Source organism: Brevundimonas sp. DS20, assembly GCF_001310255.1.
GTDB classification, from domain to species: Bacteria; Pseudomonadota; Alphaproteobacteria; order Caulobacterales; family Caulobacteraceae; genus Brevundimonas; species Brevundimonas aurantiaca.
The window spans coordinates 1642774-1669283 of sequence record NZ_CP012897.1 but is presented as its reverse complement, the minus strand read 5'-3'; the positions used below and the strand labels follow the sequence as shown (position 1 = coordinate 1669283).

Below are 26510 nucleotides of genomic sequence, written 5' to 3'. Positions count from 1 at the left end.
GTTCCTTCACCACGACGCTTAAACCGACCTTAGAGGGGCAGGCCTACAGTCATCTCACTACGGTGATGGTGAAAGAGGCATAAGCCCATGTTGCAAGAGCGACGCCTGAATAGCAAAGGCGAACAATACGTGGTCGGACCGACTGGCACGCCCCTGACCCTGAACGATCTGCCCCCGGCCAACACGGACCGGTGGGTGATCCGCCGCAAGGCCGAGGTCGTCGCCGCCGTGCGCGGCGGCCTGCTCAGCCTTGACGACGCCCTGGCGAAGTACCGCCTGACGGCGGAAGAATTCCTCGCCTGGCAGAAGGCCATAGACAAATGGGGCATGCAGGGTCTGCGCACGACGCGGATTCAGAGCTACCGCTCCTAAGGCTTCTCCCCGAAGACGAAGAGGGCCGCATCCGGCGACGGGTGCGGCCCTTGTCGTTGGAAGCGCCTGTGTTAAATTCCAGGCATGACGACCTTCGCCGTACATCTCAGCGAACAGCTTGAGGCCTTCGTTGATGAAAAAGGTTGGTTCAGGCGCGTTTAGCGACCGATCAGCGGTCATCCAAAGCGCGCTGTCGGATATGTTGCAGCAAGAGACGCAGCTGACCGCGCTCAAGTCCAAAATCCAAGAAGGTTTGGACGAGTTGGACGCGGGCCTCGGTATAGAGGTTGAGAATATCGAGGCCTGGCTCGACAGCCTCGGCCGCTGACCCTTGCCTCTACGCCTCGTCGTGGCGCCTCGGGCGCAAAGCCAGATCGAGGCGATCCTTCGAACCAGCGCCGTTGATTTCGGCGAAGCCGCCGGCGCTCGCTACAGACTGCTGTTGACCACCGCTTTTCGCCTGCTGGCCCAACACCCAAACCATGCTGCGTCCAAATCGCTCTCGTTGGACCATGAGACGGTGAGACTGTTTAATCTTCGCCATGCGCGTCACCTGGCGCGCCAAGCGAGCGGGTCAGTTCGCCCAGACATGTCATCGCCTATCGTCACGACGATCTTCGCATCGAGAGCGCTCAGGTGTTGCACGATCGCATGGTTATTCCTGCACGCTTGCGCTGAAGCCTCGAAATCGCGCCAGTTCCGCACTAAATGGCGGCCATGACCCTGGTCGAAGATCTCTGCCCCGTTCCCGACATCCGCCGCACCGACATGGATGCGGCGGTCGAGAGCGCTCGGGCGGCGGTCGGCCTGCCGGTCGGAGCGCGCGTCGTCGCCGCCATGTCCGGCGGGGTCGATTCCACCGTCGTCGCCGCCCTGCTGCACAAGGCGGGCTATGACGTCGTCGGGGTGACCCTTCAACTCTACGACCACGGCGCGGCCCTGAAGAAGAAGGGCGCCTGCTGCGCGGGTCAGGACATCCACGACGCCCGTTTAGCCGCAGAAACCATAGGCATCCCCCACTATGTCCTGGACTATGAGAGCCGGTTCAAGGACGCGGTGATCGACCAATTCGCCGACTCCTATCTGAAGGGCCAGACCCCGGTTCCCTGCATCCGCTGCAATCAGACGGTCAAGTTCCGCGACCTGCTGGACGTCGCCCGCGACCTGGGCGCCGAGGCCATGGCCACGGGCCACTACGTCCGCCGCGCCGCCGTCGGCAATCGCTCGCAGATGAGGAAGGCGGTCGACCATTCGCGCGACCAGTCCTACTTTCTGTTCGCCACCACCCAGGACCAGCTCGACTATCTGCGCTTTCCGCTGGCCGATCTGGAAAAGCCCCAGGTGCGCGGCGTCGCCGCCGAACTGGGGCTGAAGATCGCCGCCAAGCCGGACAGCCAGGACATCTGTTTCGTGCCCTCCGGCGACTACCGCACCCTGATCGACCGCCTGCGCCCGCAAGGGCGCGAGGCCGGCGAGATCGTGCACATGGACGGTCGGGTGCTGGGACGCCATGCCGGCATCACCGACTACACCATCGGCCAGCGCCGGGGCCTGAACGTCGCGGTGGGCGAGCCCCTGTTCGTCGTCAGGCTGGAGCCCGAAACCCGCCGCGTCGTCGTCGGCCCGCGCGAAGCCCTGCTGACCGCGTCTCTGACGCTGGAAGAGACCAACTGGCTGGGCGACGAGGCCACCCTCGTCGAGGCCGCTGCGTCCGCCCTCCCCGTCCTGGCCCGCGTCCGCTCGACCCGCCAGCCCTCCCCCGCCCGTCTGGCCCTGATCGACGGCGACGTCTGCGTGGTTTTCGACGAAGGCGAGGAAGGCGTCGCCCCCGGCCAGGCCTGCGCCCTTTACGATCCGACCGACCCCGACCGCGTCCTGGGCGGCGGCTTCATCCGCGACACGACCGCCGTAGCGACAGCCTAGACAATTGTGGAGATCGGGTGGATTTTGAGTTGATTTTCGTCGAATATTGATTGAGACCCCATTCAACAATAATGCACAGCTGCGTTATATTTCTTTAAACTGATCATTGCAGTAATGCCCTAATCCCCGGCCTGACCAAGCAGGGGAAATAAATGCAACGTCAAAACAAACTCCGCCTCCAGCTTTTGCTGGGGACCGCGCTTCTCGCCGCGCCCGTTTCCGCCTTCGCCGGCAGCGATCCCGTCGCCGTCGATCCGACGCCGACCGGCCTGGCCGACATCGTCGTCACCGCCACCAAGCGTGAAACCAATCTGCAAGACACGCCGATCTCCATATCGGTCATGGGTTCGGAATCGCTGGAAAACCGCCACGTTCAGAGCCTGATGGATCTGGCCGACGGCGCTGTGCCCAGCCTTCGCGTCGCCACCTTTGAAGCGCGCCAATCGGCCCTAACCATCGGCATTCGCGGCATTGTGCCGAACGACGCCAACCAACCCGCCCGTGAACAGGGCGTCGGCGTCTATGTCGACGGCGTCTATCTGGCGCGTCAGCACGGCCTCGCTTCCGCCCTGCTCGACATCGAACGGGTGGAAGTCCTGAAGGGGCCGCAAGGCACCCTGTTCGGCCGCAACACCGAAGGCGGCGCCCTGTCGCTGGTGACCAAGAAGCCCACGGGCGAGTTCGGCATGCGCGCCGTCGCCGGCGTCGGCAACCTGGACTCCTACAACTCCGAACTGCACGTCGATTTTCCGGCCCTGGGCGACTTCGCCTTCAAGGTGGACGGCGTGATCGCGGTTCAGGGGCCCGTCACCAAGAACATCCTGCCGGGCGAGACGGGCTTTGGCCAGTACGACCGCCGCGGTCTGCGCTTCCAGACCCGCTGGACCCCGGCCGAAAACTTCACCGCCGATCTGGCGGCCGACATCGGCAAGGACAAGAACACCCCGTTCTACAGCCAGCTGCTGAACTTCAACCCGAACGGCCTGACGGTCGTGCCGTGGACCTCGGCCACCGTGCCGAGCGGCTCGATCCGCGCCCTGTCGCCCCTGGTGCAGGTCGAAGGTTCGGAGCGCATGACGCAGGCCGACATCGGCGTGCCTCAGCAGTGGAGCGTCGATGACACGCGCGGGACGGATCTGCATCTGTCCTATCGCCCCAGCGACGCGCTGGAACTGCGTTCGATCACCGCCTATCGCGACCTGGACGTCGAGCAGTACGACAATATCGCCGGCGCCCACCGTCCGCCGGTGACCGGCCCGAATGGCAAGTTCTCGCGCTACTCCCTGGCCGGCTTCTGGCAGCACCAGTTCAGCCAGGAAGTCCAGGCGGTCGGTTCGCTGGGCGACAGCATCGACTATGTCGGCGGCGTCTTCTACTTCAAGGAAACCGTGTCGGACGATGCGGCCACGCCTTCGACGAACCAATGGAACGCCGACGGCACGGGCTACACCATCCTGGACCCCACCCCGACCATCCGCGGCTCCCGCTCGCTGGACCGCAAGTCGACGGCTCACGCCGAATCCAAGGCGGTCTATGGTCAGGCGACCTGGACCCCGGCCCAGCTGGACGCCCTGCACCTGACGGTCGGCGGCCGCTACACCTGGGATGACAAGGACGGCAAGCTGGAGATGGTGAACAACGCGCCGACCAATCTCAGCTTCAACACCTCGGTCGATCGTTTCGATCCGCTGGTCACCCTGGCCTATGACCTGACCGACAGCGTCAACGTCTACGGCAAATATTCGACCGGCTATCGGGCCGGCGGCGCCTCGTCGCGCTCGCTGACCTATCGCTCCTTCGATCCGGAAGAGGTGAAGGCCTATGAGCTGGGCCTGAAGAGCGACCTGTTCGACCGTCGGGTGCGGCTGAACGCGGCCGTCTATGCGATGGACCGCACCGACAGCCAGATCGACTTCAGCCTTGTCACCGTGATCGGCGCCTCGACCCGCAACACGCTGGAAACGATCAACGCCCCCGGCACCACCAAGATCCGGGGCCTGGAGTTGGAAGGCCAGTTCCGCGCCAACGACTATCTGACGCTGTCGGCCTCCTACGCCTATACGGATGCCAAGATCCCGGACACGGTGAACCCGTTCAACAATCAGGTGCAGAAGGTGTTCATCGCCTATACGCCTGAGAACGCCGCCAGCGTGGCCGCGGACTGGAACTCGCCCTTCATGGGCGCGACGCTGAAGGCTCACATCGACGCCAACTACGCCGACGCCAGCCACAGCTTCGACCAGTTCGAAATCAAGAACGACTCCTCGTTCCTGGTGAACGCCCGCATCGCGGTGGCCGACATCGCCACCCGTGAAGGCGGCCCCGATCTGGAAGTGGCCCTGTGGTCGCGCAACCTGCTGGACGAGACCTATGTCTACCGCCGCGACCCCTCGAACCGGGGCACGCTGGGCGACTACGGCAACTTCAACAACCCGCGCACCTTCGGCATCGAGCTGCGCGCCTCCTACTGACCGTCCTCCTCCCGGTCAGATCGCCCCCTCCCGCCCAGCGCGGGAGGGGGTTTTCTTTGTCGGATTATCCAGATTTTGTGGAGAGCGGATGAAGTTTGTCCGAAGCCGCATGGTTCTGCTGGACGGGCCGGGCGCGCGGCGCGATGGCGGGGGACGGAGGTTTCATGAGCAGTCTTGTCTTGATCGCCGATGACGAAGGCGAAATCGTCGAAATTCTGGACGCCTATATGCGTCGCGAGGGCTTTCGAACCGCGACCGCCTCGGACGGGCAGCAGGCGCTTGATCTCCATGCCTCTCTGAAGCCCGACATGGTGCTGCTGGACGTGCGGATGCCCAATCGCGACGGCTGGGACGTCCTGGGCGAACTGCGCCGGCGCGGAGAAACGCCGGTCATCATGGTCACGGCGCTGGACCAGGATCTGGACAAGCTTCAGGCGCTTCGGATCGGCGCTGACGACTATATCGTCAAGCCTTTCAAACCCGTCGAAGTCGTCGCGCGCGTCCACGCCATCCTCCGGCGCACCGTGGGCGCGCCCGACGCCAAGGTGCTGAGGGTCGGGCCGGTCGAAATCCAGCTTGAGAACTACCTCGCCGCCGTCATCACGCCCGACGGACGTCGCCGACTGGACCTTACCCTGACCGAGTTCAAAATGCTGGCCCATATGGCGCGGATTCCGCTGCGGGTCTTCACCCGCGCCGAAATCCTGGACGCCTGCTTCCCAAACCAGGACGTTCAGGAACGCACGATCGACAGCCATTTCAGCCATCTTCGACGCAAGCTGGAGGCCGCCGGCGCCGTCGGTCTGGTCGCCAATGTCCGGGGCGTCGGCTACCGGCTGGAGCCTGACGCTTGCCCCTGACCGACGGCATAGGGCGCAATGTGGCGGCTCGGATCGGCCTGGTCACCCTGACCGGCTTCATCCTCAGCGCGTTCTGCGCCTTCTTCGTCTATGCCTGGGTGTTTGAAAACCATCCCGGCGTGGTCGCCGCGCCGCATCACTGGAAGCCCCAGGCCGTCGACTATGCGGTCATCGTTGCAGCGGTCCTGACGGCGATCGGCCTGGCCGTCATGGCCGGCGCCCTGCTGGCTCGGCAGATCGTCCTTCCACTCGCGTCCCTGGCTATTACGGCCCAACGGATTTCAGAGGGCGACCTGACCGCTCGCGCCACCGTCGGCAAACGCGCCCTTCGCGAAACCGCCCAACTGGTCGAAGACTTCAACCGAATGGCGCAACGGCTTCAGGCGCACGCCGAGGAACGCATCGCCTGGAACGCCAAGATCGCCCACGAATTGCGCACCCCGGTCACCATTCTGAAGGGACGTCTGGAGGGCGTCGCCGACGGGGTGTTCCAGATCGACGATCACACCCTGACCAGTTTGAGGCGTCAGATCGAGGGCCTGGCGCGCATCGTCGAGGATCTGCGGGTGGTCAGCCTGGCCGAAAGCAACCACCTGGATCTCCAGCTTGAGGCGGTCGATCTGTCCCAAGAGATCGGCGCCCTGCGCGAAATCGTACAGCCCAGCCTGAGCGCCGCCGGTTTCGAAGCCCAGTGGCGCCTGGAGCCCGCCCTGGCCGTCTGCGATCCGACACGCCTCAGACAGGCCGCCCTGGCCCTGCTCGAAAACGCGCGGCGACACGCCGTTCCGGGTCCGCTGGTGATCCGCACGGCCACCTTCGGCGCCTTCGCCCGGATTTCGATCGAGGACAGCGGCCCCGGCATAGACGCCGATCGCGCCGCCCACATCTTTCACCCCTTCAAGCGCGACCCATCGGCCACGGGCTCGGGCCTGGGATTGGCGGTCGTCCGGGCGATCGCGGAGGCTCACGGCGGGCTCGCCCTTCACCGTAACACCGTCGCAGGCGGCTCCCTCTTCACCCTGGAGATTCCACGTCAGCCCGCGCGCCGACCCGCGGTCTAGCCGGCGGCGAAGACCCGGATGCGGTTGCCGTCGGGATCGCTCGCGACGAAGGCCCGCCCCTGACGGGTGTCCATCGGCGGCAAGACGATCCGCGCGCCGCGATCCCACCAGTCCATATGCAGTTCATCCACCACGGACGGCGCCTTCATGCGCAGTTCCAGGGCGTCTCCCGGTCGAGACGCCGGCTGTGCCGAACGCCACAGGCTCAGCGTCCGCCGGGTCGACAGAATGAAGACGGCGCGATCCGGTCCCGCTTCCAGCGGCGTTCGCCGCAGCAGCCGGGCGTAGAAGCGCGCCGCGGCCTCCGGGTCGGCGACGCTCAGTGGAATGTCTTCGATCTCGGTCATGCGCCCTCCGGTTTTTGCGAGAACAAACCTAGACCGCCCTGCTGCCAGTTCCTGTCAGCATGATCCTGCTTCCGCCCGTTTTTCCTGCGCCTCATGCCAGGTCTTCAGCAGGGCCTGACGCCGGGCGGGATAGCGGGCCTCCGTCACCTCCGCCTCGACGATCCGGTCGGTGCGGAAACTGCGGAAATCCTGTCGCAACTCGCACCAGGCCAGCAGCAGCCGCACCCGGTCGAAGAAGACCAGGGCGAAGGGCCAGACCACCCGTTCTGACGCCTTGCCCGCCTCGTCGCGGTAACACAGCCTCAGCCGCCGCTCGGTGCGGATCGCCTTTCTCAACAGGGCGGGATCGACCAGATCGGTCGGAAACGGCGCCCCCGGCACGACCAGCAGGGCCGAGGTCTCCATCTCGTCGCGCAGATCCGGGGGCAGGACCGCCGCGATCCGCGCCAGCGCCCCCAGGGCGGCGTCCCGCATCCGCGCATCGGCCCGGTCCGCCACCCAGCGCGAACCCAGCACCAGGGCCTCCACCTCCTCCGGCGTGAACATCAGCGGCGGCAGCAGATAGCCCGGCTTCAGCACATAGCCGACCCCCGGCTCCCCCTCGATCGTCGCCCCCTGCGCCTGTAGGCTGGCGATGTCGCGATACAGGGTGCGCAGACTGACACCCATCTCCTCGGCCAGCGCGCGACCGCTGACCGGCCGGCGTCGTCGCCGCAGGGCGTTCAGAAGATCAAGCAGGCGTTCGGACCGGGACACGACGCGAGCCTAGCAGAGATGCTGACAGAAAGCGGCAGCATCAGGTTTTTTGGGATCAGGGGTTGCCGCGCACCGCCTTGGCCGTGTATCCGGCCGCCTCCGAAGAAGAGACACCCATGTTCGCCCAATACGTCGCCATGAACGCGCCCAAGAGCTTGGACCGCCTGTCGGTCCAAGGCGAGGGCGCGTGCGTGAGGGGCGCATAGGGAGCAGCGGGTCTATCGACTTCGGCTTTCCAGAAACCCCTCCCGCTTCCGGCCGGAGGGGTTTCTTGCGTCTGCGGGGCTCCTTTTCTCGCCGGTCCGGGAGGATCACAGACAGAGAAGGAGACGTCGGCCATGCGTGGTTATGACGTAATCGAAACCCCGGACCATGTGCCGATCAAGGCCTGGACCCGAGGGGTGCCCATCGAGGATGCGGCGCTGAAACAGCTGAAGAACGTGGCCTCGCTGCCGTTCATCCACAAGCACGTCGCGGTCATGCCGGACGTGCACTGGGGCATGGGCGCGACGGTGGGGTCGGTGATCCCGACCGTGGGAGCCATCATCCCGGCCGCCGTGGGCGTGGACATCGGCTGCGGCATGATGGCGGTGCGGACCTCGATCCGCGCCGAACACCTGCCCGACGACCTGTCGGCCATCCGCTCCGCCATCGAGGCCGCCGTTCCGCACGGCCGCACCGACAACGGCGGGCGCAACGACAAGGGCGCCTGGGCGGCCGAACCGCCGGCCTCGGCGGTCACCCGTTGGGCCGATCTGAAGGCGGGCTATGACGCCGTGGTGGAAAAACACCCCAAGGCGGCGCACCCGCGCGGCTTCGGCCACCTGGGCACCCTGGGCACGGGCAACCACTTCATCGAGCTGTGCCTCGACGAGGCGGGCGACGTGTGGGTGATGCTTCACTCCGGCTCGCGCGGGGTGGGCAACCGGTTCGGGACCTATTTCATCGAACGGGCCAAGCACGAGATGCGCCGCTGGCACATCAACCTGCCCGACCAGGACCTGGCCTATTTTCCGGAAGGGACGGACGGCTTCGTCGACTATGTGCGGGCGGTGTCGTGGGCGCAGAAATACGCGCGCGCCAACCGCGAGGTGATGATGGACAGCGTGCTCGGGGTGCTGAAGGCCTTCTGGCCGGATCTGGAGACGACGCAGGAGGCGGTGAACTGCCACCACAACTACGTCTCCAAGGAGAAGCATTTCGGCAAGGACGTCTTCCTGACCCGCAAGGGGGCCGTGTCGGCCAAGGACGGCGAACTGGGCATCATCCCCGGCTCGATGGGGGCGAAGTCCTTCATCGTCCGCGGCAAGGGCAATGCGGATTCGTTCTGCACCTGCTCGCACGGCGCCGGTCGGGCCATGAGCCGGACCGAGGCCAAGCGCCGCTTCACGATCGAGGACCACGTCCGCGCCACCGAGGGCGTGGAATGCCGCAAGGACGCCGAGGTGATCGACGAAACCCCGATGGCCTATAAGGACATCGACGCGGTCATCGCGGCCCAGACCGACCTGATCGAGGTCGTGCACACCGTGCGTCAGGTGGTGTGCGTCAAGGGATGACGGGAGCCGGTTTCACCGCAGGGTGGGGCCGGCTTTCGTCGTTCTGAACTTAGTGAACCGTGGTCAACGGCTCCGCTTTGGTCTCCCAACGCCGTCCTCCTGGGTGCATCAAAGCCGTATGTGTCGAAAGGGGCGCGCCCGTCAGATCCAGAAGCGAAGCTATGCGCGTGGTCTCGGCCTTCAGCATGGCCTCCAGACTGTCCCATTCGGCCGCAATGTCGTGGGCGTCCGCGTGGTGTGTCAATCGAACCCGTCCCTGGTCGTCGATGATAAAAACTCCGCGTGAGGACCAGCCGACCGCTCCGCCGATAACCATCTGACCCTCATCCATTCCGGCAGGTCTTTCGATGAGATTTCCGTAGTCGATGCTTATCGGCTGTCCTGCGCCAGGCCCTACCGACCGATCTATACTGTGGATCACGCCGTAGAGATTGAGGCTCACAAATCTAAGACCGTTGGCGGCGGTCTCCAGGAAGCGTGTGTAGTCATTGCGAGAACAGTTCGCTCCGGACAACCAGCCATTCAGATCGCCGGCGGCCAATGGGTCGTAAAGTCGCGCCATATAGGCGAACGGTCCGACATGAGGCTGCGGCCTCAAGAGATCACCCCCCGCGACCCGCCGAGGCGGTTCGCCGAGAAGATCAGCAAACCAGTTCAGAAGCGCAGGCCGGTGCAAGCGAGCCCCCTAAGCCGCCTCATCATCCTTCGGCATCACATCCCCCACCGTCGGCCGGTTCTCCGCCCGCGTCAGCCGGATGTCCCTCGGCTTGACGATCTCGCCGCAGCAGCCGCAGGCGATGCGCGGGGTCAGGGTGGCGCCGCAGGTCGAGTGGACCATGTCGATGCCGCAGTCGGTCTCGCCATAGACGTGTTTGGCGCCCCAGCCGTGCAGGGTCACCAGAACCCCGTACAGATCCTTGCCCTTGGGCGTCAGCACATATTCGTTGCGCGGGGGCCGTTCGGAATAGGGGCGCGGCTCCAGCACCCCGTGCTGGACCAGGCTTTTCAGACGCGCGGCCAGGACGTTGCGCGCCACGCCCAGATTGTCCTGCCATTGCTCGAACCGGCTGACCCCGTTGAAGGCGTCGCGAATGACCAGCAGGGTCCACGGATCGCCGATCACCTCCAGGGTGGCGGCGATGGAGCAGCTTTGGCGGCTGTAGTCTGCGGTGCGTCCCATGCGACAAAAGTGACCCCGCGTCAGGCGGTTGGCAAGAGGGTTGCCAATCCGAACCGGCTCGGTAAGTCTTGTTTGACAACGGACCTGCAACCCCTCCAGAACGCAGCGCCTTCCGTCCCTTCTTCGCCTGACGCAGGATGGCGCCCATGGCCGATACGACTCACCCCATCTCCCTCGACGCCGCCCTGAGCTTCCACACCCTGGACGACCGCGGCCTGTCGGCGCCCGTGCCCGGTCATTTCTCAAATGGCCCCTCGGGCCTGCCGCCGGAAAAGGGCTTCCCCTTCGGCGGCCTGCTGGCGGCCCTGTGCGCCCAGGCGATGCGGCAGGGCCTGTCCCTGACGGCGCCCTTACGCACCTTGTCGGTCCAGTATCTGTCGGCGGCGCAGTTCGGCGATCAGGTCGCCTTTCGCCCGCGTCTGCTGAAGGGCGGACGCAATGTGATCTATGCGGCGGTCGAGGCGGAACAGGACGGCCGCATGACCCATCACGCCACCGGAACCTACGGGCTGGACGGCGACGCCCCGCCGCTCGCCCCGCTTCATCGGCCGCCGCCCTCGCTGGACGGCCTGAACCCCGCCGCCACCATCCAGGGCCCGATGTCGCCCCATTTCGCCCAGCACGTCGAATACCGGTTCGACGGCGGGCCTAACATTCTGGGCGGCAATGCCGGCAAGCCGGTGATCGAACGCACCTGGATGCGGATGGCTGACCGCCGCCCGCTGGACGAGGTCGGCCTCTGCTATCTGCTGGACGCCCTCTATCCCCCGGCCTGGACCGCCTCCTCCACCCCCGCCCCCATGACCACCGTCGATCTGCGTATCGACATTCTGACCGACCCGACGCCGCAGACGGCGCCCGAGGGCTGGGCCTTCTTCGAGTTCCGGATGCTGGATCTGGGCCTGGGCTGGACGGTGGACGAAGCCACCGCCTGGGGCGCCGACGGAAGCCCGCTGGCCATCTCGCGCCAACGTCGCAAACTGTTGCCGCAACGGGCCGGCTGATCCCGACCACGGTCAGCCTGCGTTCATCATTATCAGGGACTATTCGAAATCTCTGGAGTAGGCTCCGGACGTCGCTGTCGTCGCCCCTATCCTCTCTTCCAAATCTCTGGTGTCTCACCCATGCGTCGCAGCCGTCTTATCGCCGCTTGTCAGACCGCCGTCGTCATGGGCGGAGCCTTGATGCTCCAGGGCTGCGTCGCCGGCGCCGTGGTCGGCGGAACCGCCGCCGTCGTGGGCGGCGCGGCCAAGGCCGGCGGCGCGGTCGTGGGCGCCGGCTTCGACGCCGTCACCACCTCCGACGAGGAAACCCGCGCCCGCCGCGAACGCGAACAGCGCGAGTACGAACGCGAACAACGCCGCTGCGAACAGCGGCAGAGGCAGGGCAAAAGCTGCTGACTACAGCGACAGCACGCACCGCTCGTTGATCGTCGGCCGCGCCACCTGCACCCGGCACAGGCCCGGCCAGTCCGGTTTCAGGGTCTTGGCGAACCACAGGCACAGGTTTTCCAGGCTGGGCAGCTCCAGCCCCTCGTGCTCGTTCAGCATGCCGTGGTCCAGCTGCTCCGCCGCCGACTTCAGCGCCCGGTCCAGCGCCCCCAGGTCCGCGACCCAGTTGTGCTCGGCGTCCAGGGTCTCCGACCGGATCGTCGCCTCGACCGTAAAGGAGTGGCCGTGGACGCGACGATAGATGCTGCCCTCGGGTTCGTTGGGGAAGTGGTGGGCGGCGTCGAAGGTCGCCTGTTTGGTGATTTCGAAGACGGGCATTAGCGGACGCCGATGTATTTGTGGGTCTGGACGCTCAGGCGCCACTGGGGATGGGTCAGGCAATATTCGATGGCGGCGGCGGTGTTCTCCGCCTGGTCGGGGCCGTCCAGGGGCTGGAGCCAGAACCGTTCGAACGCCAGGTGTTCGAACCGCTCGGGCGGGGCCTTGGGCTGCGGATAGACCAGCTTCAGCTCCTGCCCCTTGATCTGGATCACGTCTGCGTCCGCCTTTGGGCTGACGCAGATCCAGTCGATCCCGTCGGGCGCCGCCAGGGTGCCGTTGCTCTCTATGGCGATCTCGAAACCGCGCGCGTGCAGGGCCGCGACCAGCGGCGCGTCCAGCTGCAGCAGGGGCTCTCCGCCGGTGCAGACCACCAGTTTCGGATCGCCTTGCCGGCCCCGCCACATCGCCGCGACATGATCGGCCAGCCCGTCCGCGGTGGCGAACTTGCCCCCGCCGTCCCCGTCCACGCCGACGAAGTCCGTATCACAGAAGCTGCAGACGGCGCTCGCCCGATCCTGCTCGCGCCCGCTCCACAGATTGCAGCCGGCGAAGCGCAGAAAGACCGCCGGCCGCCCCGCCTGTCCGCCCTCGCCCTGGACCGTCAGAAACACTTCCTTGGCCGAATAGGTCACGTCTGAGCGCCTCGGCCGGCGCCCCATTCCGCATGCCCCGCCGCCCGCAACTCGCACGCGGGGCATTGGCCGCAGCCATAGCCCCAGGCGTGGCGATGCGTCCGATCGCCCTGATAGCAGGTGTGGCTGTCCTCAATGATCAGCTCGACCAGCGGCGCCCCGCCGATCGTATCCGCCAGGTCCCAGGTCTGGGCCTTGGTCAGCCACATCAGCGGGGTCTCGATCACCACCGGCTTGTCCAGCCCCAGCGACAGGGCCCGCGCCATGGCCTCCATCGTCTCGTGGCGACAGTCGGGATAGCCGGAATAGTCCGTCTCGCACATGCCGCCGACCAGCACCTCCAGCCCGCGCCGATCCGCCAGGGCCGCCGCCGCCACGAGGAAGATCAAGTTGCGCCCGGGGACAAAGGTGGTCGGCAGGCCGCGCGCATCCATCTCGATCTTGCGGTCGGCGGTCAGGGCGCTTTCGGCGATCCGGCCGTATCCGGTCAGGTCCACCACATGGTCGTCGCCCAGCCGGTCGGCCCATTGCGGCAGGGCCGTCTTCATCCCCGCACGCACCGCCTGGCGCGCCTTCATCTCCACGACGTGACGCTGGCCATAGTCGAAGCCGACCGTCTCCACCCGCCCGAACCGCTCCAGCGCCCAGGCCAGACAGGTGGCGCTGTCCTGCCCGCCGGAGAAGAGAACCAGGGCCGATGTCGTAGACTTTTCCAGGATGACGCTCATGACGAATCTGCGGTCGGCCGGTCGGCCGCGCGCATGCACAAAGGGATGAGGACCTCAGATGGGTCGGGCGGGCCTTCTACACCAGACCCGCCCCCGGCGCAAAATCCTGAAACAGCCGGCGCCCGCCCCTGAGATGACACCGAGGGTACAGGCCGAAACTTTCTGATCCGGCTTAACTAATCGGCAAGCGCTACTGGTGCATATGGGAGGCGAGTAAGGAGTTCCAGGCAGTATGCCGACGATTGAGACCCTTTCAGAACAACCCGAGCCGGTAGGTCCGTCCACGCTCGGCTGCGAGGTTTTCGCCCGGTTCGAGCGCGAACCGGACACTTTGGTCATACCTGTCGTAGAGAACGACCGCCCCCTGGGCCTGGTGGAACGCACCACCTTCATACAGAAGATCGCCGGCCGCTTCGGCCACGCCCTCTACGATCTGCGCCCGATCACCTTCGCCATGGACCCGGAGCCGGCGGTGGTGGAAGGCGACGCTGAAATCGACGCCTTCAGTGAAATCCTGCTGAGGGGCGGTCCCGCCGCCCTGCTGCGCGGTTTCATCGTGACGAAAAACGGCCGCTATCACGGCGTGGGCACGGCTGCGACCCTGCTCCGCAGCGCGACAGACCGCCAGCGGCGCCACGAGGCGGAGTTGGCCAACCAAGCTGCAGCCCTCAACGACACGCGCGCCCAGGCCCTCATCGCCGCCCGCGCCAAGAGCCAGTTCCTGGCCATCATGAGCCATGAGCTTCGCACCCCGATGAACGGCGTCTTGGCCGTCGCCGAACTGCTGCGCCGCCAGCCCTTGAGCACGACGGCCCAGGCCCATGTGCAGACCATCGTCGAATCGTCCGAAAACCTGCTGCGCATCCTTCAGGACGCCGTCGACCTGGCCAAGGCCGAGGCGGGAGAGCTGGAGTTGACCCCCGTCGCCACCCCGCTGCGGGCCGTGATGGACGACGTCCAATCCCTATGGGAGCCGCGCGCCTCCCAGGACGGCGTGACCCTGCTGGTCGGCTACGAAGGCGACACGGAGCTGGCCGCCGTCATCGACGGAGTCCGCCTGAAGCAGGTGTTCAACAATCTGATCGGCAATGCGCTGAAATTCGCGCGCAATGGGGTGGTCGAGGCCGGGCTGAAGGCCTGGGTCGACGGCGACCAGGTGCGGATGGAGGCCCGGGTTCGCGACGACGGCCCCGGCGTCGACGCCGACCGTGTGGATTCCATCTTCGAACCCTTCGTCCACGGCTCGGGCCCGGACGGCGCCGGACTGGGCCTGTCCATCTGCCGCCAGGTCATCGAGCGTATGGGCGGTCGGATCTGGGCCGAGAACAACAAGGGTCGGGGCGCAACCTTCGCCTTCGACATCACCGCGCGCCGCGCCGCAGCGGTCGTCGAGCCCGCCTCCAATGTCTCGAGCCTGCCAGAACTCGATCTGAAGTCCGCGCCCCACGTGCTGATCGTCGATGACAACGCCACCAACCGCGTCGTGGCCCAGGCCTTGTGCGAAATGTTCGGCTGCAGTTCCGAACTGGCGGAGGACGGGCTGGAGGCGGTCCAGGCGGTTCAGGAAGGTCGCTATGATCTGATCCTGATGGACATCAAAATGCCGCGCATGGACGGGGTCCAGGCGACCCAGGCCATCCGCGCCCTGGGCGGCGAGGTGGGACGCACCCCCATCGTCGCCCTGACGGCCAACGCCGATCCCGAAGACGCCAAACACTATCTGTCCGTCGGCATGGCCGCCGTGGTGGAAAAGCCGATCAAGCCCGAGCGCCTGCGCATGGCGATGAACGCGGCCCTCGTCGAGAACAAGGGCGAGGACGAGACGCAGACGTCGGCGCCGGCCCCTCGCCGGGCGCGGCGCTGATCGCTCAGTCCGGCCGGACCTCCAGCGTCTCTTCATCCTCCTCGTCATAGCCGACTAGGCGCAGCGCGCGCGCCTTCTGGCCGTTCAGTTCGGCCCAGCGCAGAAGCCCCTCCTCCCGGCCATGGGTGATCCAGACCTCGTTGGGTTTCAGCTCCTCGAAGGTCGTGACCAGTTCCTCCCAGTCGGCATGGTCGGAGATGACCAGGGGCAGCTCCACCCCCTTCTGCCGGGCGCGCGCCCTTACCCCCATCCAGCCCGAGGCGAAGGCCACGACCGGATCGGCGAACCGCCGGGACCAGCGATCCTGCACGGCCGACGGCGGCGCGACCACCACCTCGCCTCCCAGCGCCCCCTTTGGGAGATCGCGCGTCGGCAGGATCGGCCCCAGATCGACGCCCTCGCGCTCATAGAGCGCGTTCAGCCGCTCCATGGCGCCGTGCACATAGATGGGTCGGTCCCAGCCCGCCTCACGCAGCGTGCGTATGATCCTCTGGGCCTTTCCCAAGGCGTAGGCGCCGACCAGATGGGCTCGGTCAGGAAACTGCGCCAGCGACCGAACCAGCCGACCGATCTCATCCTGCGCCGGCGGATGGCGGAATACAGGCAGGCCGAAAGTCGCCTCAGAGATGAAGACGTGACAAGGCACGGGTTCGAACGCCGGACAGGTCGGATCGCGCCGCCGCTTGTAATCGCCCGACACGACCATGGTCAGACCCTTCCAGCGCACCTCGACCTGGGCGGATCCCAGGACATGGCCTGCCGGAAACAGCCGCAGCTCGACCCCGTTGATCGCGGCCCTCTCTGCGTATTCGACCGCCTGCTCCCGCGCCGTAAAGGCGTCGCCGTAGCGCTCGGCCATGATGGCCAGGGTCTGGCGCGTGGCCAGCACGGCGCCGTGCCCCGCCCGCGCATGATCGGAATGGCCATGGGTGATCACGGCCCGATCCACGGGGCGCACCGGATCGACGTAGAAGTCGCCGGGCGGGCAATAGAGGCCGGCCGGCGTCGGATGCAGCAGATCTTCGGGTCGGATCATGGGGGCGTAACGCTCTCGACGCCGTCGGGTCGCCCCGTCATACAGAAGACTGTCACCGACTCCACGGACGCCCTTTCGCATGCACGACAGTTTCGTCGACGCCATCCTGCCACAACTCGCGGCGGGCGCCGCCCACACGGGCGCTCTGGGCTTCATCTTCGACGGGCTTCATGACGGCGCGCCGCGCATTCGGGTTCCCTGGCGGCCCGACCTGGTCGGCGATCCTGACACGGGGGTGCTGGCCGGGGGGCTGGTGACGACCCTCTTGGACCATATCGGCGGCCTGGCCGTCTGGACCGCCATGGACGCCTTCCACCCGATCGCCACCCTGGACCTGCGGGTGGACTATATGCGCGCGGCCCGGCCGGGCGTGGACCTTTTGGCCCAAGCCAGCTGCTATCGTTTAACCCCCACGATCGCCTTCGTGCGCGGCTGGGCGTTCGAGGACGATCCCGCCGATCCGGTTGCGGCGGCTCAGTCGGCCTATGTGCTGAACCGCTCGCGCAGCGCCAAGCCGGCGCCCGCAGGAGACGTCGGCGCATGAGCGAGCTTCTGGATCGGCTTCCCTACGCCCGCTTTCTGAACCTCCAGACCCAGATGAACGGCGACGAGGTCACGGTGGTCATGCCCTTTGCAGATCAGTTGATCGGCAATCCGATGCTGCCGGCCCTGCACGGCGGCTCAACCGCCGCCCTGTTGGAAATGACGGCCATGGCACAGATCGCCCTGGCGTTTCCGAGTTCGCGCCTGCCGCGGCCGATCAACGTCACCGTCGCCTATCTCAGGACCGGCCGTCCGGTCGACGTCTTCGCCAGGGCCGAGATCAGCCGCGCTGGCCGGCGGATCGCTCACGTCCAGGCTGAGGCGTGGCAGGAAAGCCGGAGCCGCCCCATCGCCTCCCTGACCGCGCACTTCCTTCTGGAGGACTCTTAGCCTTTTCAAAGACTTTTGCTTGAGCTGAGGAAGGCCGCACGACGCCTGCGCACCAGAACGCCTCCCCGCTCAACATTGATCGATTAGGTTAACAATATACTACCAGAAGCGGTTAAGCCGTGTTAGGATTTATCCATTGTAAACCTTGTTTGAGGGGCTTCCCAATGGACCGTACTGAAGTCATCGCCGGCGTGGCTGCTGATCTGCACGCCACGGAACACGCTATCGACGCCGCCATCGCTCAAGCGACGACGCTGGTTCAATCCTTCATCAGCGCGCGCGCCGACCTCTCGCTGTCGCCGGTCGCCGCCACGGCCTCGCAAGCCAAGGCCATGGAAACCATCGCCGCCCTCGCCGCCGCGCGGGAATCCATCGTGGCGTGCCACGGCGAGTTGCAGAAGGACCACCGTCGCCTCGGCTTCGGAACCTACGCCGCCGGCCCGATCGGCAAGCCGGACGACTGGCTTGACCCGAAGGACACGCGCAATCATCTCCGCTCGGTTGCATGAAATTAAGTTAAGGTTAGGCCTCATTATCACTTAACCTAACATCGCCTACAGTCGCCCCCTCGCGTAAACGCTTGGGGGCGACAACTATGGTAAACATGATGTACGCCGTCATAGGCGCCGTCTTCATGGTTACGATGGCGCTTTTTGCGCTGCTCAAGGGCGGAAATACTGAAAAGGCGGGCGCCAGCGCATACCTGATGGCGTGGTTTGCTTCGCTTGTCGTCCAACAGGAATCGCCCCGCGCCGATCAGGCTCCCCAGGGCGTCTTCTTCATCGACCTGATCCTGCTGGCCGTGTTTGCCGTTCTCGCTTTGAGATCAAACCGCGCTTGGCCCGTATGGGCCGGAGCCATCCAACTTCTCACAGTCCTGTGCCACCTCATCCTGCTGATGAACGGCCGGACGCCGGTCAGCGCGCTGTTCACCATCATGAATCTGAACGGCTACCTCATCATCATCTGCCTGACTGTCGGCACCTTCTGGGTCTGGCAGGAACGAAAGGCGGCGACCGAGCATCAGCTAGGTAGAAATTCCTAAGCTCTCACTCTAGGCTGGGCCGACTCATTGTCGGGAACGCCATGCCCCTGTCCCACGCAAAACTATGGAAGGCCGTCGACGCCCTGGCGCGGCGCGAGGGCCTGTCGCCGTCGGGGTTGGCGCGGCGGGCCGGGCTGGACGCCACCAGTTTCAATCCGTCCAAGCGGTTCAGCGCCGGGGATCCGCCGCGGCCCCGCTGGCCCTCGACCGAGAGCCTGACCCTGGTTCTTCAGGCGGCCGGCGTATCCCTCGCCGACTTCGCCGCCTTGGCCGACGACGCGCCCGCCACCCCGTCGACCGTGCCCCTGCTCGGCCTGGCCCGCGCGGGCCTGGACGGCTTCTTCGACGAGGCGGGCCTGCCGACCGGCGAGGGCTGGGACCAGACCGAACTGCCGCAGGTCAATCCCACCACCTTCAGTCTGACGATCAGCGGGGATTCCATGGCGCCCCTGTACCGCGAGGGCGACCGGGTGATCGTCGACCGGGGCGACCCAGCCGTGCGGCGCGGCGACCGGGTCGTGGCGCGTCTGACCTCGGGCGAGGTGGTGGCCAAGGAGCTGACGGCGCTGAACGCCCGCAGCGCCACCCTGTCCTCGATCAATCCCGACTATCCGCCGCGGGTGGTGCCCCGGCGCGACATCGAATGGATGGCCCGCATCCTCTGGGTCAGCCAATAAAAGACCCCGCCCGGCGAACCGGACGGGGTCTGGGCTCAAACGGCGAACCGCGAGCCTGGCGACCGTTCCAGCGGGATCGACGGGGGGAGGAACGACCCCGCTGGCGCGGTCTTTCGGGGCGCGACCTCAGCGGGTCACATAGTTGGCGTTCACCCAGCCGCCGCCGGCGATCTGGATCCAGTCGCCCTGGCGAGCGACGGCGGTGAAGGGCTGGCCGGCCGCCAGGCTGCCCGACTGACGGAAGCCGGTGCCGGGGCCGCTGCGGATCCGCAGAGTGGTTCCGGCGCGATAGGTGTTGGCGTTGGCCTCGGCTGCGACGCGGGCGCGCTGCTGGTTGCAGCCGATATAGGAGCCGGCCGCCGCGCCGGCGCCGGCGCCGACGATGGTCCCGGCCGTGCGCTCGTTACGCGCCAGGTTCGAGCCGACCACCCCGCCGACGACTGCGCCGATCAGGGCGCCCGCGCGCTGGCGACCGCCGGGGGCGTCGCAGTTGGTCACGCCATTGGCCTGGGCCTGGGCGGCCATGGGGGCTGCGGTCACCAGGGCGGCCAGAGCCGCAGCCGTGGCCAGACCCGTCTTCAGAAACTTGCTCGACATATTCATCTCCTGTCATCGGGTTTGCCGATGAGGGGAGAATGCCGAGCTGAACCTGAAGGCTCCCGGAGCTTCGCCGTTATTTTCCGTTCATCTTAAGGGACGCTCGGCGCGTCGGCGTTCGATCAACCGCCGCGCGGCCTCGACGTCGCGCTCGACCAAGTGTTTGCGGCGCAGAAATTGGAAGTCCATCACCCGGGCCCACAGGTGCAGCAGCCGGTCCTGAGTGACGAAAACGGTCAGCGCCTCGACCGTGGGCGGTGCGCCCCAGGCCTGGGCCAGTTTCGACAGATGGTCCACCGTCGCATCGTCGGGCAGGGGCTGGCATTCGACGATCCAGTCCCAGCTGCACAGCTCCGGCCGCGCCTTGATCAGCGCCAATGTCGCCGTCAGCACCTTGTCTGCGGACCCGGCCGAAACCAGGTCCATCCACAAGATCCGCGCCTGTTCGTCGATCTCGTACTGCACGTCGCCTCCCCGGCCACGTCGCCATACAAGCCCTTCGCGGTTAAGAAATATTACCTTGCGTCAAGCCTGCGCCAGTTCGCCGCGCGCGCCCTTTTTGATCAGGTCGATCGTCTGCGGCAGGCCGTAGATGGCCGCAAAGGAGCCGAAACGCGGCCCCTGGCTGGCGCCCAGCAACACTTCGTACAGCGCCCCAAACCAGGCTCGGAGCGGTTCGAACTCATGCGCCTTGCCTGCTGCATAGACCTCGTTCTGGATCAGCTCGCCGTCGGTCGTGTCCGCCGGCAGGGCCTTCAGCCGCTCCGCCAGGTCCTCCAGCGCCGCCTTCTCCTTGTCGTCCGGCAGGCGGTACGACTTCGAGGGCTTCACGAAGTCCTCGTAATAGTTCAGCGCGTGGTCCATCAGCCGGTCCAGAAGCGGCTCGTTCTCCGGCGTGGCCTCGGGCAGATATTTGGCGAAATAGGCCCACAGCTGCGCCTTGGTCGAGGCGTTGGCCACCCCCACCAGGTTCAGCAGCAGGGCGAAGGACACCGGCGAGGTATGGGTCGGCGGGTTCCCCGCATGGATCGACCAGACCGCATTGTCGATCCGCTTGGCCGGCTCCTGGGTCTTGTAGCTTTCGATGAAGGCCAGATAGTCGTCGATGGCGCGCGGAATGACGTTGAAGTGCAGGCTCTTGGCCGACTTCGGCGACTGGAACATGTACCAGCTCAGGCTCTCCGGCGTGCCGTAGCGCAGCCATTCCTCCATCGTCAGCCCGTTGCCCTTCGACTTCGAAATCTTCTTGCCCTCGATGTCCAGGAAGAGCTCGTAGTTGAAGCCTTCCGGCGGCGTCCCGCCCAGGGCGCGACAGATCTTGCCGCTCTCGCGCACGCTCTCGATCAGGTCTTTGCCCGACATCTCGTAATCGACGTCCAGGGCGGTCCAGCGCATGGCCCAGTCCGGCTTCCACTGCAGCTTCACATGGCCGCCTGTGACCGGCAGCTCGGTGCGCCCGCCCGCCGGATCGTCGAAGACGATGGTCCCCTTTTCGACGTTCCGCTCAAGCGTCGGGACCTGCAGCACATGGCCCGTAATCGGGCTGACCGGCAGGAAGGGCGAATAGGTCGCCCGCCGCTCTTCGCCCAGGGTCGGCAGCATGATGGCCATGACCGCGTCGAACCGCTCCAGCAGGGTCAGAAGCGTCGCGTCGAAGGCGCCGGACCTGTAGGTCTCGGTCGAGCTCATGAACTCATAGTCGAAGCCGAACGAGTCCAGGAACGCCCGCAGCCGCGCGTTGTTGTGCGCCCCGAAACTGTCGTGCGTGCCGAACGGATCGCGCACCCGCGTCAGCGACAGGTTCAGGTCCTCGCGCAGCATCTCGGGGTTCGGCACCCCTTCCGGCACCTTCCTGAGGCCGTCCATATCGTCCGAAAACGCGACCAGCCGCGTGGCCCAGTGGTCGCCGGTCAGGGCGCGGAAAGCGTTGCGCACCATGGTGGTCCGCGCCACCTCGCCGAAGGTGCCCATGTGCGGCAGGCCCGAGGGCCCGTATCCGGTCTCCAGCAGCACCGGCTTCTGCAGGGCCTCGAACTTCGCCAGGGCCTCGTCGGCCTTGCCCGCGTCGATCAGCGCCCGCGCCTCGGCCCGCTCGCTCTCGCCCAGCCGTTTCTTCAGCACATGGGCCAGCAGATTACGGGCTTGTTCGAACGGCCAGGACTTGGCCTCGCGGGCGAGAGTTTCGAGGTTCTGAAGCATGGCGGCGGTTTGACTTGTCCCGCCCCCCGGGTCAACGGCTCAACGCCGTCGGCCGGTCGCCATCGCCACCACCGCCGCCCCGGTCGCCACGATGATCGCATCCTCGATCAGACCGCTCTTCGTCTGCCCGATCCGCTTCATCGCCTTTTTCCGCCCGGCCAGCCCCAGATAGGCCAGCGGAACCGCCGTCCCCACCGCAAGCGCCGCGCCCAGCTTCTCACGCCCGCGCGGAGCCAGGGCCGAGCCCGCGATCCCCGCGCTCATCACCCGCGCCAGCAGGCCCAGAAAGACCGTCCGGTCCGGCGCCGACTTCATCTTGTCGCCGAACAGCTCGCCTGCGCCCATGGCCAGACCGCCGAACTTGAACAGCGGATGATCCAGCAGCAGCAACCGCCCCGGCGTCTTCCGGTGCGCCAGCCGGGCCCCGGCTATGGCCGCCATGGGCGTCATGGACCGGGCGCTGGCGACGGCGCCGATGAGGACGGAGGGGACAAGGGCGAGGGCTTTCATCTCCGCTGAACACGCGCCGGATCGGAAGGTTCAGCCGGATCATTCCCGCCTCGACCGCATTCCTCCTCAGGGACACCCGCCGAGGCCGCCCATGAGGTTCCCGTGAGCTATCGCCGCTTCGCCGCCATGATCGGGGTCTCCACCCTCGTCATGTACGGCCTGATGTATCTGAACACCTATCAGATCGACCACGTCCGTTTCAGCGAGACGCGGCTCTACATGGCCCTGCTGATGGGGGCGGTCATGGCCGCCATCATGATGGGCTTCATGTGGTCAATGTACGAAAGGCCGCGGATCAAACAGATGATCCTCGCCGGCGCCGTCGTCGTCTTCGCCGGCTCCCTGTGGCTGGTCCGCAGCCAGGCCACCGTCGGCGATGTCGCCTATATGAAGGCCATGATCCCGCACCACTCCATCGCCATCATGACCAGCGAACGCGCCCATATCCGCGATCCTCGCGTCCGCGAACTGGCGGACGAGATCATCGAGGCCCAGGTGCGCGAGATCGATGAGATGAACGATCTGGTCGCCGATCTGTCCCGGAATCCCCCGCCCCGCGACGCGCCTGACCTGCCGGCCCGCTCTCCCGCCCCTTGACCCCCCGCCCCCGGCGTGGCCTGTGCGCCGCCTGATGAAGACCGCCGATTTCGACTTCGACCTGCCCGAGGACCGCATCGCCCTGCGGCCCGCCGATCCACGCGATTCCGCCCGCCTGCTGGTGGTGAAGGACGGCGCCCTGGACGACCGGATCATCCGCGACCTGCCCGACTTTCTTCAGCCGGGCGACGCCCTGGTCTTCAACGACACCCGCGTCATCCCCGCCCGCCTGTCCGGCGTCCGCACCCGTCCCGGCCCCGAGGGAGAGACCCTGACCGTCGCCGTCGAGGCCACGCTTCACCATCGCGACGCCCCCGACGTCTGGTCCGCCTTCATGAAGCCCGGCAAGCGGATCAAGCCGGGCGACCGCATTCGCTTCGGACAGGGAGCCGACGCCGCCTGTGACCTGGGCCGTCTCGACGCCACGGTCACGGCCAAGGGCGACGACGGCCTGATCACCCTGAAGTTCGACCTGTCCGGCCCGGCCCTGGACGACGCGATCCGCGCCGTCGGCGTCATGCCCCTGCCCCCCTATATCGCCGCCAAACGGCCCGAGGACGACCGCGACCGCTCGGACTATCAGACCGTCTTCGCCGAACACGACGGCTCGGTCGCCGCCCCCACGGCGGGCCTGCACTTCACCCCCGCCCTGCTCGACGCGATCCGCGCCCGGGGCGTCTCGACCCACGCCGTCACCCTGCACGTCGGCGCCGGCACCTTCCTGCCGGTCAAGGTCGAGGATGTCGCTGAACACCGGATGCACAGCGAATGGGGCGAGGTCTCGCCCGAGACCGCCGCCGCCCTGAACGCCGTCCACGCCGCCGGCGGCCGCATCGTCTGCGTCGGCACCACCTCGCTGCGCCTGCTGGAATCCGCTGCGACCGAGACCGGCGAAATCCGCCCCTTCCACGGCGACACCGCCATCTTCATCACCCCCGGCTACCGTTTCCGCGCCGTGGACGTGCTGATGACCAACTTCCACCTGCCCAAATCGACCCTCTTCATGCTGGTCAGCGCCTTCGCCGGTCCGGAGACGATGAAGGCCGCCTACGCCCACGCCGTCGACAACGGCTACCGCTTCTACTCCTACGGCGACGGCTCCTTGCTGTTCCGGGCCTGAAAACCCCACGCCGCCGGCGCGAACCTTCTGCTGAGGCGGATCGAACCGCTTGTCCTGTGGCCTTCCGGCGCGCGAACCCTTAAATGCCGTCCTCTGACGAAAGAGACTTCCGTGACGCCTGACGACGCCGAGCTTGATCTGCCGCAAGAGCTCCGCGACGGCCTGATCGCCGTCGGAGAGGCCGCGCGCGACCTGGACCAGCCCTGGTGGATTTTCGGCGGGGCGGCGATGGCGCTTTACGGCCTGACCGACATCCATGTGCCGGACATCGACGTCCTGTGCGCCCCGCGCGACGCCCGCGCCCTGCTTGCCGCCTTGGGCGGCCAGATCGTGCCCGACCCCGGCGAGGGTCTGTTCCGCTCCGCCGTCTTCGGCCGCGCGCATGATCAGTCGATCCTGATCGAGGTCATGGCCGGGCTGGAGGTGCGCGACGGCGGCGACTGGGCGGACGTCCAGTTCGGGTCGCGCCGGCCGGTGTTTATCGACGACACCCCCCCTGTTTGTCCCCGATATCCGGGACCACATCGCCCTGTACCGCCTTTTCGGCCGTCCCAAGGATTTGGCGCGCGTCGAACAGCTTGAACGACTGATCGCCTGAATGCCCTTTCCTTTTGACATTGCGGCCGTCGAAGGCCGCGCGCGCACCGGCGTGCTGAAAACCGCCCGCGGCGAGATCCGCACCCCCGCCTTCATGCCGGTGGGCACCGCCGCCACGGTCAAGGCCCTGACGGTGGACCAGGTCAAGGCGACCGGCGCCGACATCATCCTGGGCAACACCTATCACCTGATGCTGCGCCCCGGCCCGGAGCGGATGGAACGTCTGGGCGGCCTCCACAGATTCATGGGTTGGGACAGGCCGATCCTGACCGACAGCGGCGGTTTCCAGGTCATGTCCCTGGCCGGCATATCGAAGGTCAAGGAGGAGGCCGTAACCTTCTCCTCCCACATCGACGGCTCCAAACACGTCCTGACCCCCGAACGCTCGATCGAGATCCAGTCCGACCGTATCGGCGCCGACATTTCGATGCAGTTGGACCAGTGCGTCGCCTATCCGGCCGAGAAGGACGCGGCGCGAAAGGCCATGGAGCTGTCGATCCGCTGGGGCGCCCGCTCCAAGGCCCGGTTCGGCGAGCGCGAAAACCAGGCCCTTTTCGGCATCCAGCAGGGCTCGACCTTTGAGGATCTGCGCCGCCAGTCGTCCGAACAGCTTCAGGACATCGGCTTCGACGGCTACGCCATCGGCGGCTTGGCTGTGGGCGAGGGCCACCAGGCCATGTGCGAGGTGCTGGACTACGCCCCCGAATTCCTGCCCGCCGACCGCCCCCGCTATCTGATGGGGGTCGGCAAGCCCATCGATCTGGTCGAGGCCGTATATCGCGGCGTGGACATGTTCGACTGCGTCCTGCCCACCCGCGCCGGCCGCCACGGCCAGGCCTGGACCTGGGACGGCCCGTTGAACCTGAAGAACGCCCGCTTCGCCGAGGACCAGGATCCGCTGGATCCCTCCATCCCCTGCCCGGCCTCCTCCGCCTATTCAAAGGCCTATCTGCACCACCTGATCCGCGCCGACGAAATCCTCGGCAAGGTCCTGCTCAGCTGGCACAATATCGCCTTCTACCAGGCTCTGACCGCCGCCATGCGCGCCGCCATCGCCGAAGGCCGCTTCGAAGCCTTCCGCCGCGACTTCCACGCGCGGCACGTGTCGAACGGATAAGCTCCTACCGTCTCGGGCGGAACCAGCTCGGCGCCGCCGGCGGGGCGCAGTTCCTCTGCATGCCGATCCCCTTCAGAAAGGCGCGCCGCATCCGCCCCGCCTGTATGGCCGACTGCACATGGCGGCTGTGCTGTTCGGCTCCGCTCAGTCGACGAATCCAGCTGCGGCCCGGAATAAAGTCGGTCGTCGTGCCGCGAATGGCGTCCAGCGTCGCCTTGGCCGCCGCATCGGCCGCCTGTTCGCTGCGATAGGAGCCGTCCTGGCGCGGCGGCTCGTCCGTGTCGGGCCCCAGGGCCTCGTCCAGCCGCGCCACCTCGGCGCCGATGGTGGTGCACTGGTTCAGATTGCGCAGATCATAGGGATTGGCCTCGGCCTGCAGGAGGACCGTCGGAATCAGCTGGCGACGCAGATTGAAGTCCTCCAGCGGCGCGGTGACCGCGTCTCCCAGCCCCGCGCCCACCTGCTCGGCCCCGCTCATGGCGGAACGACCGGCGTTGCAGCCGGCCAGCACGAGAAGGGCGGCGAGGACAGGCCACTGGATCAGCTTCATGCGGCCC

At 66.6% G+C, this 26510-nt stretch carries 33 protein-coding genes; 19 read left to right on the top strand and 14 right to left on the bottom strand.

Going from position 1 to position 26510, the window contains the following annotated elements:
* Positions 1 to 87 precede the first annotated feature (87 nt).
* Together sciP and JL11_RS08085 are read left to right on the top strand one after the other, a co-directional pair.
* Complete coding sequence (gene sciP / locus JL11_RS08090; protein ID WP_054765220.1) at positions 88 to 372, top strand: CtrA inhibitor SciP; 285 nt, start codon at positions 88 to 90, stop codon at positions 370 to 372.
* A 133-nt stretch (positions 373 to 505) separates the two neighbouring features.
* Entirely contained in the window at positions 506 to 700 is a 195-nt protein-coding gene (locus JL11_RS08085; RefSeq protein WP_054765219.1) for a hypothetical protein, read from the top strand.
* Between the two features lie 9 nt (positions 701 to 709).
* Here JL11_RS08085 and JL11_RS17930 read toward each other — a convergent pair whose 3' ends face one another.
* Positions 710 to 916 carry a hypothetical protein gene (locus tag JL11_RS17930; protein ID WP_231681440.1) on the bottom strand — a complete coding sequence of 69 codons (207 nt, stop codon included), beginning with the start codon at positions 914 to 916 and terminating at the stop codon, positions 710 to 712.
* Between the two features lie 164 nt (positions 917 to 1080).
* Here JL11_RS17930 and mnmA point away from each other — a divergent pair, with 164 nt between their 5' ends.
* From mnmA to JL11_RS08065, 4 genes are all read left to right on the top strand, one after another.
* Positions 1081 to 2295, top strand: a complete 1215-nt coding sequence (gene mnmA / locus JL11_RS08080) for a tRNA 2-thiouridine(34) synthase MnmA (protein WP_054765218.1) — start codon at positions 1081 to 1083, stop codon at positions 2293 to 2295.
* 152 nt (positions 2296 to 2447) lie between these two features.
* The gene (locus tag JL11_RS08075) at positions 2448 to 4766 is read left to right on the top strand and encodes a TonB-dependent receptor (protein ID WP_054765217.1); all 2319 of its coding nucleotides are present in this window, start codon (positions 2448 to 2450) and stop codon (positions 4764 to 4766) included.
* Positions 4767 to 4930: 164 nt separating this feature from the next.
* Positions 4931 to 5626, top strand: coding sequence for a response regulator (locus JL11_RS08070; RefSeq protein ID WP_054765216.1), 696 nt, complete (start codon positions 4931 to 4933; stop codon positions 5624 to 5626).
* Positions 5617 to 6687, top strand: coding sequence for an ATP-binding protein (locus JL11_RS08065; RefSeq protein ID WP_054765215.1), 1071 nt, complete (start codon positions 5617 to 5619; stop codon positions 6685 to 6687). The genes JL11_RS08070 and JL11_RS08065 overlap by 10 nt, the downstream gene beginning before the upstream one ends.
* Here JL11_RS08065 and JL11_RS08060 read toward each other — a convergent pair.
* Both JL11_RS08060 and JL11_RS08055 read right to left on the bottom strand, forming a co-directional pair.
* On the bottom strand, positions 6684 to 7034 hold the full coding sequence (locus JL11_RS08060; RefSeq protein WP_054765214.1) for a VOC family protein: 351 nt from the start codon (positions 7032 to 7034) through the stop codon (positions 6684 to 6686). The genes JL11_RS08065 and JL11_RS08060 overlap by 4 nt on opposite strands.
* A gap of 54 nt (positions 7035 to 7088) precedes the next feature.
* Positions 7089 to 7790 (bottom strand): helix-turn-helix transcriptional regulator, encoded by a 702-nt coding sequence (locus JL11_RS08055; protein WP_054765213.1) that lies wholly within the window; start codon positions 7788 to 7790, stop codon positions 7089 to 7091.
* Positions 7791 to 8128: 338 nt separating this feature from the next.
* On the opposite strand from JL11_RS08055, the gene JL11_RS08050 reads away from it, so the two are divergent.
* Complete coding sequence (locus JL11_RS08050; RefSeq protein ID WP_054765212.1) at positions 8129 to 9349, top strand: RtcB family protein; 1221 nt, start codon at positions 8129 to 8131, stop codon at positions 9347 to 9349.
* Between the two features lie 49 nt (positions 9350 to 9398).
* On the opposite strand, the gene JL11_RS17480 is transcribed toward JL11_RS08050, so the two are convergent.
* Positions 9399 to 10025 carry a hypothetical protein gene (locus tag JL11_RS17480; RefSeq protein ID WP_156314181.1) on the bottom strand — a complete coding sequence of 209 codons (627 nt, stop codon included), beginning with the start codon at positions 10023 to 10025 and terminating at the stop codon, positions 9399 to 9401.
* Between the two features lie 9 nt (positions 10026 to 10034).
* On the bottom strand, positions 10035 to 10529 hold the full coding sequence (locus JL11_RS08040; RefSeq protein WP_054765210.1) for a winged helix-turn-helix transcriptional regulator: 495 nt from the start codon (positions 10527 to 10529) through the stop codon (positions 10035 to 10037).
* A gap of 146 nt (positions 10530 to 10675) precedes the next feature.
* Here JL11_RS08040 and JL11_RS08035 point away from each other — a divergent pair, with 146 nt between their 5' ends.
* Positions 10676 to 11533 carry a thioesterase family protein gene (locus JL11_RS08035; protein WP_054765209.1) on the top strand — a complete coding sequence of 286 codons (858 nt, stop codon included), beginning with the start codon at positions 10676 to 10678 and terminating at the stop codon, positions 11531 to 11533.
* A 120-nt stretch (positions 11534 to 11653) separates the two neighbouring features.
* On the top strand, positions 11654 to 11929 hold the full coding sequence (locus tag JL11_RS08030) for a hypothetical protein (protein ID WP_054765208.1): 276 nt from the start codon (positions 11654 to 11656) through the stop codon (positions 11927 to 11929).
* On the opposite strand, the gene JL11_RS08025 is transcribed toward JL11_RS08030, so the two are convergent.
* Genes JL11_RS08025 through queC form a run of 3 tightly spaced genes read right to left on the bottom strand, consistent with a single transcriptional unit; the run spans position 11930 to position 13652 of the window.
* On the bottom strand, positions 11930 to 12298 hold the full coding sequence (locus JL11_RS08025; RefSeq protein ID WP_054765207.1) for a 6-pyruvoyl trahydropterin synthase family protein: 369 nt from the start codon (positions 12296 to 12298) through the stop codon (positions 11930 to 11932).
* A complete protein-coding gene (gene queE, locus JL11_RS08020) occupies positions 12298 to 12933 on the bottom strand; it encodes a 7-carboxy-7-deazaguanine synthase (RefSeq protein ID WP_054765206.1) in 636 nt (211 codons plus the stop codon). Before queE ends, JL11_RS08025 begins: the two co-directional genes overlap by 1 nt.
* On the bottom strand, positions 12930 to 13652 hold the full coding sequence (queC, locus tag JL11_RS08015; RefSeq protein WP_370866433.1) for a 7-cyano-7-deazaguanine synthase QueC: 723 nt from the start codon (positions 13650 to 13652) through the stop codon (positions 12930 to 12932). The genes queE and queC overlap by 4 nt, the downstream gene beginning before the upstream one ends.
* Before the next feature lie 241 nt (positions 13653 to 13893).
* Between queC and JL11_RS08010 the strand changes: the two genes are divergently transcribed.
* A complete protein-coding gene (locus JL11_RS08010; RefSeq protein ID WP_054765204.1) occupies positions 13894 to 15525 on the top strand; it encodes a response regulator in 1632 nt (543 codons plus the stop codon).
* Between the two features lie 4 nt (positions 15526 to 15529).
* Here JL11_RS08010 and JL11_RS08005 read toward each other — a convergent pair whose 3' ends face one another.
* Positions 15530 to 16561 (bottom strand): ligase-associated DNA damage response exonuclease, encoded by a 1032-nt coding sequence (locus JL11_RS08005; RefSeq protein WP_054765203.1) that lies wholly within the window; start codon positions 16559 to 16561, stop codon positions 15530 to 15532.
* A gap of 79 nt (positions 16562 to 16640) precedes the next feature.
* Here JL11_RS08005 and JL11_RS08000 point away from each other — a divergent pair, with 79 nt between their 5' ends.
* From JL11_RS08000 to JL11_RS07980, 5 genes are all read left to right on the top strand, one after another.
* The gene (locus tag JL11_RS08000) at positions 16641 to 17105 is read left to right on the top strand and encodes a PaaI family thioesterase (RefSeq protein WP_054765202.1); all 465 of its coding nucleotides are present in this window, start codon (positions 16641 to 16643) and stop codon (positions 17103 to 17105) included.
* Positions 17102 to 17494 carry a PaaI family thioesterase gene (locus JL11_RS07995; RefSeq protein ID WP_054765201.1) on the top strand — a complete coding sequence of 131 codons (393 nt, stop codon included), beginning with the start codon at positions 17102 to 17104 and terminating at the stop codon, positions 17492 to 17494. Before JL11_RS08000 ends, JL11_RS07995 begins: the two co-directional genes overlap by 4 nt.
* Before the next feature lie 164 nt (positions 17495 to 17658).
* Positions 17659 to 18003 carry a hypothetical protein gene (locus tag JL11_RS07990; RefSeq protein WP_054765200.1) on the top strand — a complete coding sequence of 115 codons (345 nt, stop codon included), beginning with the start codon at positions 17659 to 17661 and terminating at the stop codon, positions 18001 to 18003.
* 95 nt (positions 18004 to 18098) lie between these two features.
* Positions 18099 to 18539 carry a hypothetical protein gene (locus tag JL11_RS07985; protein WP_231681438.1) on the top strand — a complete coding sequence of 147 codons (441 nt, stop codon included), beginning with the start codon at positions 18099 to 18101 and terminating at the stop codon, positions 18537 to 18539.
* A 41-nt stretch (positions 18540 to 18580) separates the two neighbouring features.
* Positions 18581 to 19216 carry a S24 family peptidase gene (locus tag JL11_RS07980; RefSeq protein WP_054765198.1) on the top strand — a complete coding sequence of 212 codons (636 nt, stop codon included), beginning with the start codon at positions 18581 to 18583 and terminating at the stop codon, positions 19214 to 19216.
* Between the two features lie 126 nt (positions 19217 to 19342).
* Here JL11_RS07980 and JL11_RS07975 read toward each other — a convergent pair whose 3' ends face one another.
* The 4 genes from JL11_RS07975 to JL11_RS07960 all read right to left on the bottom strand — a co-directional run bounded on the left by JL11_RS07975 (position 19343) and on the right by JL11_RS07960 (position 22522).
* On the bottom strand, positions 19343 to 19813 hold the full coding sequence (locus tag JL11_RS07975; protein WP_054765197.1) for an SH3 domain-containing protein: 471 nt from the start codon (positions 19811 to 19813) through the stop codon (positions 19343 to 19345).
* 87 nt (positions 19814 to 19900) lie between these two features.
* Entirely contained in the window at positions 19901 to 20278 is a 378-nt protein-coding gene (locus JL11_RS07970) for a hypothetical protein (protein ID WP_054765196.1), read from the bottom strand.
* Positions 20279 to 20338: 60 nt separating this feature from the next.
* The gene (locus tag JL11_RS07965) at positions 20339 to 22012 is read right to left on the bottom strand and encodes a lysine--tRNA ligase (protein WP_054765195.1); all 1674 of its coding nucleotides are present in this window, start codon (positions 22010 to 22012) and stop codon (positions 20339 to 20341) included.
* Between the two features lie 39 nt (positions 22013 to 22051).
* Positions 22052 to 22522 (bottom strand): hypothetical protein, encoded by a 471-nt coding sequence (locus JL11_RS07960; RefSeq protein WP_054765194.1) that lies wholly within the window; start codon positions 22520 to 22522, stop codon positions 22052 to 22054.
* 102 nt (positions 22523 to 22624) lie between these two features.
* On the opposite strand from JL11_RS07960, the gene JL11_RS07955 reads away from it, so the two are divergent.
* The 4 genes from JL11_RS07955 to tgt all read left to right on the top strand — a co-directional run bounded on the left by JL11_RS07955 (position 22625) and on the right by tgt (position 25953).
* Positions 22625 to 23119, top strand: coding sequence for a DUF305 domain-containing protein (locus JL11_RS07955; protein ID WP_054765193.1), 495 nt, complete (start codon positions 22625 to 22627; stop codon positions 23117 to 23119).
* Positions 23120 to 23153: 34 nt separating this feature from the next.
* Positions 23154 to 24239, top strand: coding sequence for a tRNA preQ1(34) S-adenosylmethionine ribosyltransferase-isomerase QueA (gene queA / locus JL11_RS07950; protein ID WP_054766874.1), 1086 nt, complete (start codon positions 23154 to 23156; stop codon positions 24237 to 24239).
* A gap of 111 nt (positions 24240 to 24350) precedes the next feature.
* A complete protein-coding gene (locus tag JL11_RS07945) occupies positions 24351 to 24821 on the top strand; it encodes a hypothetical protein (RefSeq protein ID WP_054765192.1) in 471 nt (156 codons plus the stop codon).
* Positions 24822 to 24837: 16 nt separating this feature from the next.
* Positions 24838 to 25953, top strand: a complete 1116-nt coding sequence (gene tgt, locus JL11_RS07940; protein WP_054765191.1) for a tRNA guanosine(34) transglycosylase Tgt — start codon at positions 24838 to 24840, stop codon at positions 25951 to 25953.
* Between the two features lie 4 nt (positions 25954 to 25957).
* Here the strand turns inward: tgt and JL11_RS07935 are convergent, their stop codons facing one another.
* Positions 25958 to 26503 carry a hypothetical protein gene (locus JL11_RS07935; RefSeq protein WP_054765190.1) on the bottom strand — a complete coding sequence of 182 codons (546 nt, stop codon included), beginning with the start codon at positions 26501 to 26503 and terminating at the stop codon, positions 25958 to 25960.
* Positions 26504 to 26510 lie beyond the last annotated feature (7 nt).

Excerpts from the sequence above, each read along its gene's own strand:
- sciP (WP_054765220.1), top strand. The coding sequence starts at position 88 with ATGTTGCAAGAGCGACGCCTGAATAGCAAAGGCGAACAATACGTGGTC.
- JL11_RS08085 (WP_054765219.1), top strand. The coding sequence starts at position 506 with ATGAAAAAGGTTGGTTCAGGCGCGTTTAGCGACCGATCAGCGGTCATC.
- JL11_RS17930 (WP_231681440.1), bottom strand. The coding sequence starts at position 916 with ATGGCGAAGATTAAACAGTCTCACCGTCTCATGGTCCAACGAGAGCGA.
- mnmA (WP_054765218.1), top strand. The coding sequence starts at position 1,081 with ATGGCGGCCATGACCCTGGTCGAAGATCTCTGCCCCGTTCCCGACATC.
- JL11_RS08075 (WP_054765217.1), top strand. The coding sequence starts at position 2,448 with ATGCAACGTCAAAACAAACTCCGCCTCCAGCTTTTGCTGGGGACCGCG.
- JL11_RS08070 (WP_054765216.1), top strand. The coding sequence starts at position 4,931 with ATGAGCAGTCTTGTCTTGATCGCCGATGACGAAGGCGAAATCGTCGAA.
- JL11_RS08060 (WP_054765214.1), bottom strand. The coding sequence starts at position 7,034 with ATGACCGAGATCGAAGACATTCCACTGAGCGTCGCCGACCCGGAGGCC.
- JL11_RS08050 (WP_054765212.1), top strand. The coding sequence starts at position 8,129 with ATGCGTGGTTATGACGTAATCGAAACCCCGGACCATGTGCCGATCAAG.
- JL11_RS08040 (WP_054765210.1), bottom strand. The coding sequence starts at position 10,529 with ATGGGACGCACCGCAGACTACAGCCGCCAAAGCTGCTCCATCGCCGCC.
- JL11_RS08035 (WP_054765209.1), top strand. The coding sequence starts at position 10,676 with ATGGCCGATACGACTCACCCCATCTCCCTCGACGCCGCCCTGAGCTTC.
- JL11_RS08030 (WP_054765208.1), top strand. The coding sequence starts at position 11,654 with ATGCGTCGCAGCCGTCTTATCGCCGCTTGTCAGACCGCCGTCGTCATG.
- JL11_RS08025 (WP_054765207.1), bottom strand. The coding sequence starts at position 12,298 with ATGCCCGTCTTCGAAATCACCAAACAGGCGACCTTCGACGCCGCCCAC.
- JL11_RS08010 (WP_054765204.1), top strand. The coding sequence starts at position 13,894 with ATGCCGACGATTGAGACCCTTTCAGAACAACCCGAGCCGGTAGGTCCG.
- JL11_RS08005 (WP_054765203.1), bottom strand. The coding sequence starts at position 16,561 with ATGATCCGACCCGAAGATCTGCTGCATCCGACGCCGGCCGGCCTCTAT.
- JL11_RS08000 (WP_054765202.1), top strand. The coding sequence starts at position 16,641 with ATGCACGACAGTTTCGTCGACGCCATCCTGCCACAACTCGCGGCGGGC.
- JL11_RS07995 (WP_054765201.1), top strand. The coding sequence starts at position 17,102 with ATGAGCGAGCTTCTGGATCGGCTTCCCTACGCCCGCTTTCTGAACCTC.
- JL11_RS07990 (WP_054765200.1), top strand. The coding sequence starts at position 17,659 with ATGGACCGTACTGAAGTCATCGCCGGCGTGGCTGCTGATCTGCACGCC.
- JL11_RS07985 (WP_231681438.1), top strand. The coding sequence starts at position 18,099 with ATGATGTACGCCGTCATAGGCGCCGTCTTCATGGTTACGATGGCGCTT.
- JL11_RS07980 (WP_054765198.1), top strand. The coding sequence starts at position 18,581 with ATGCCCCTGTCCCACGCAAAACTATGGAAGGCCGTCGACGCCCTGGCG.
- JL11_RS07975 (WP_054765197.1), bottom strand. The coding sequence starts at position 19,813 with ATGTCGAGCAAGTTTCTGAAGACGGGTCTGGCCACGGCTGCGGCTCTG.
- JL11_RS07965 (WP_054765195.1), bottom strand. The coding sequence starts at position 22,012 with ATGCTTCAGAACCTCGAAACTCTCGCCCGCGAGGCCAAGTCCTGGCCG.
- JL11_RS07960 (WP_054765194.1), bottom strand. The coding sequence starts at position 22,522 with ATGAAAGCCCTCGCCCTTGTCCCCTCCGTCCTCATCGGCGCCGTCGCC.
- queA (WP_054766874.1), top strand. The coding sequence starts at position 23,154 with ATGAAGACCGCCGATTTCGACTTCGACCTGCCCGAGGACCGCATCGCC.
- tgt (WP_054765191.1), top strand. The coding sequence starts at position 24,838 with ATGCCCTTTCCTTTTGACATTGCGGCCGTCGAAGGCCGCGCGCGCACC.
- JL11_RS07935 (WP_054765190.1), bottom strand. The coding sequence starts at position 26,503 with ATGAAGCTGATCCAGTGGCCTGTCCTCGCCGCCCTTCTCGTGCTGGCC.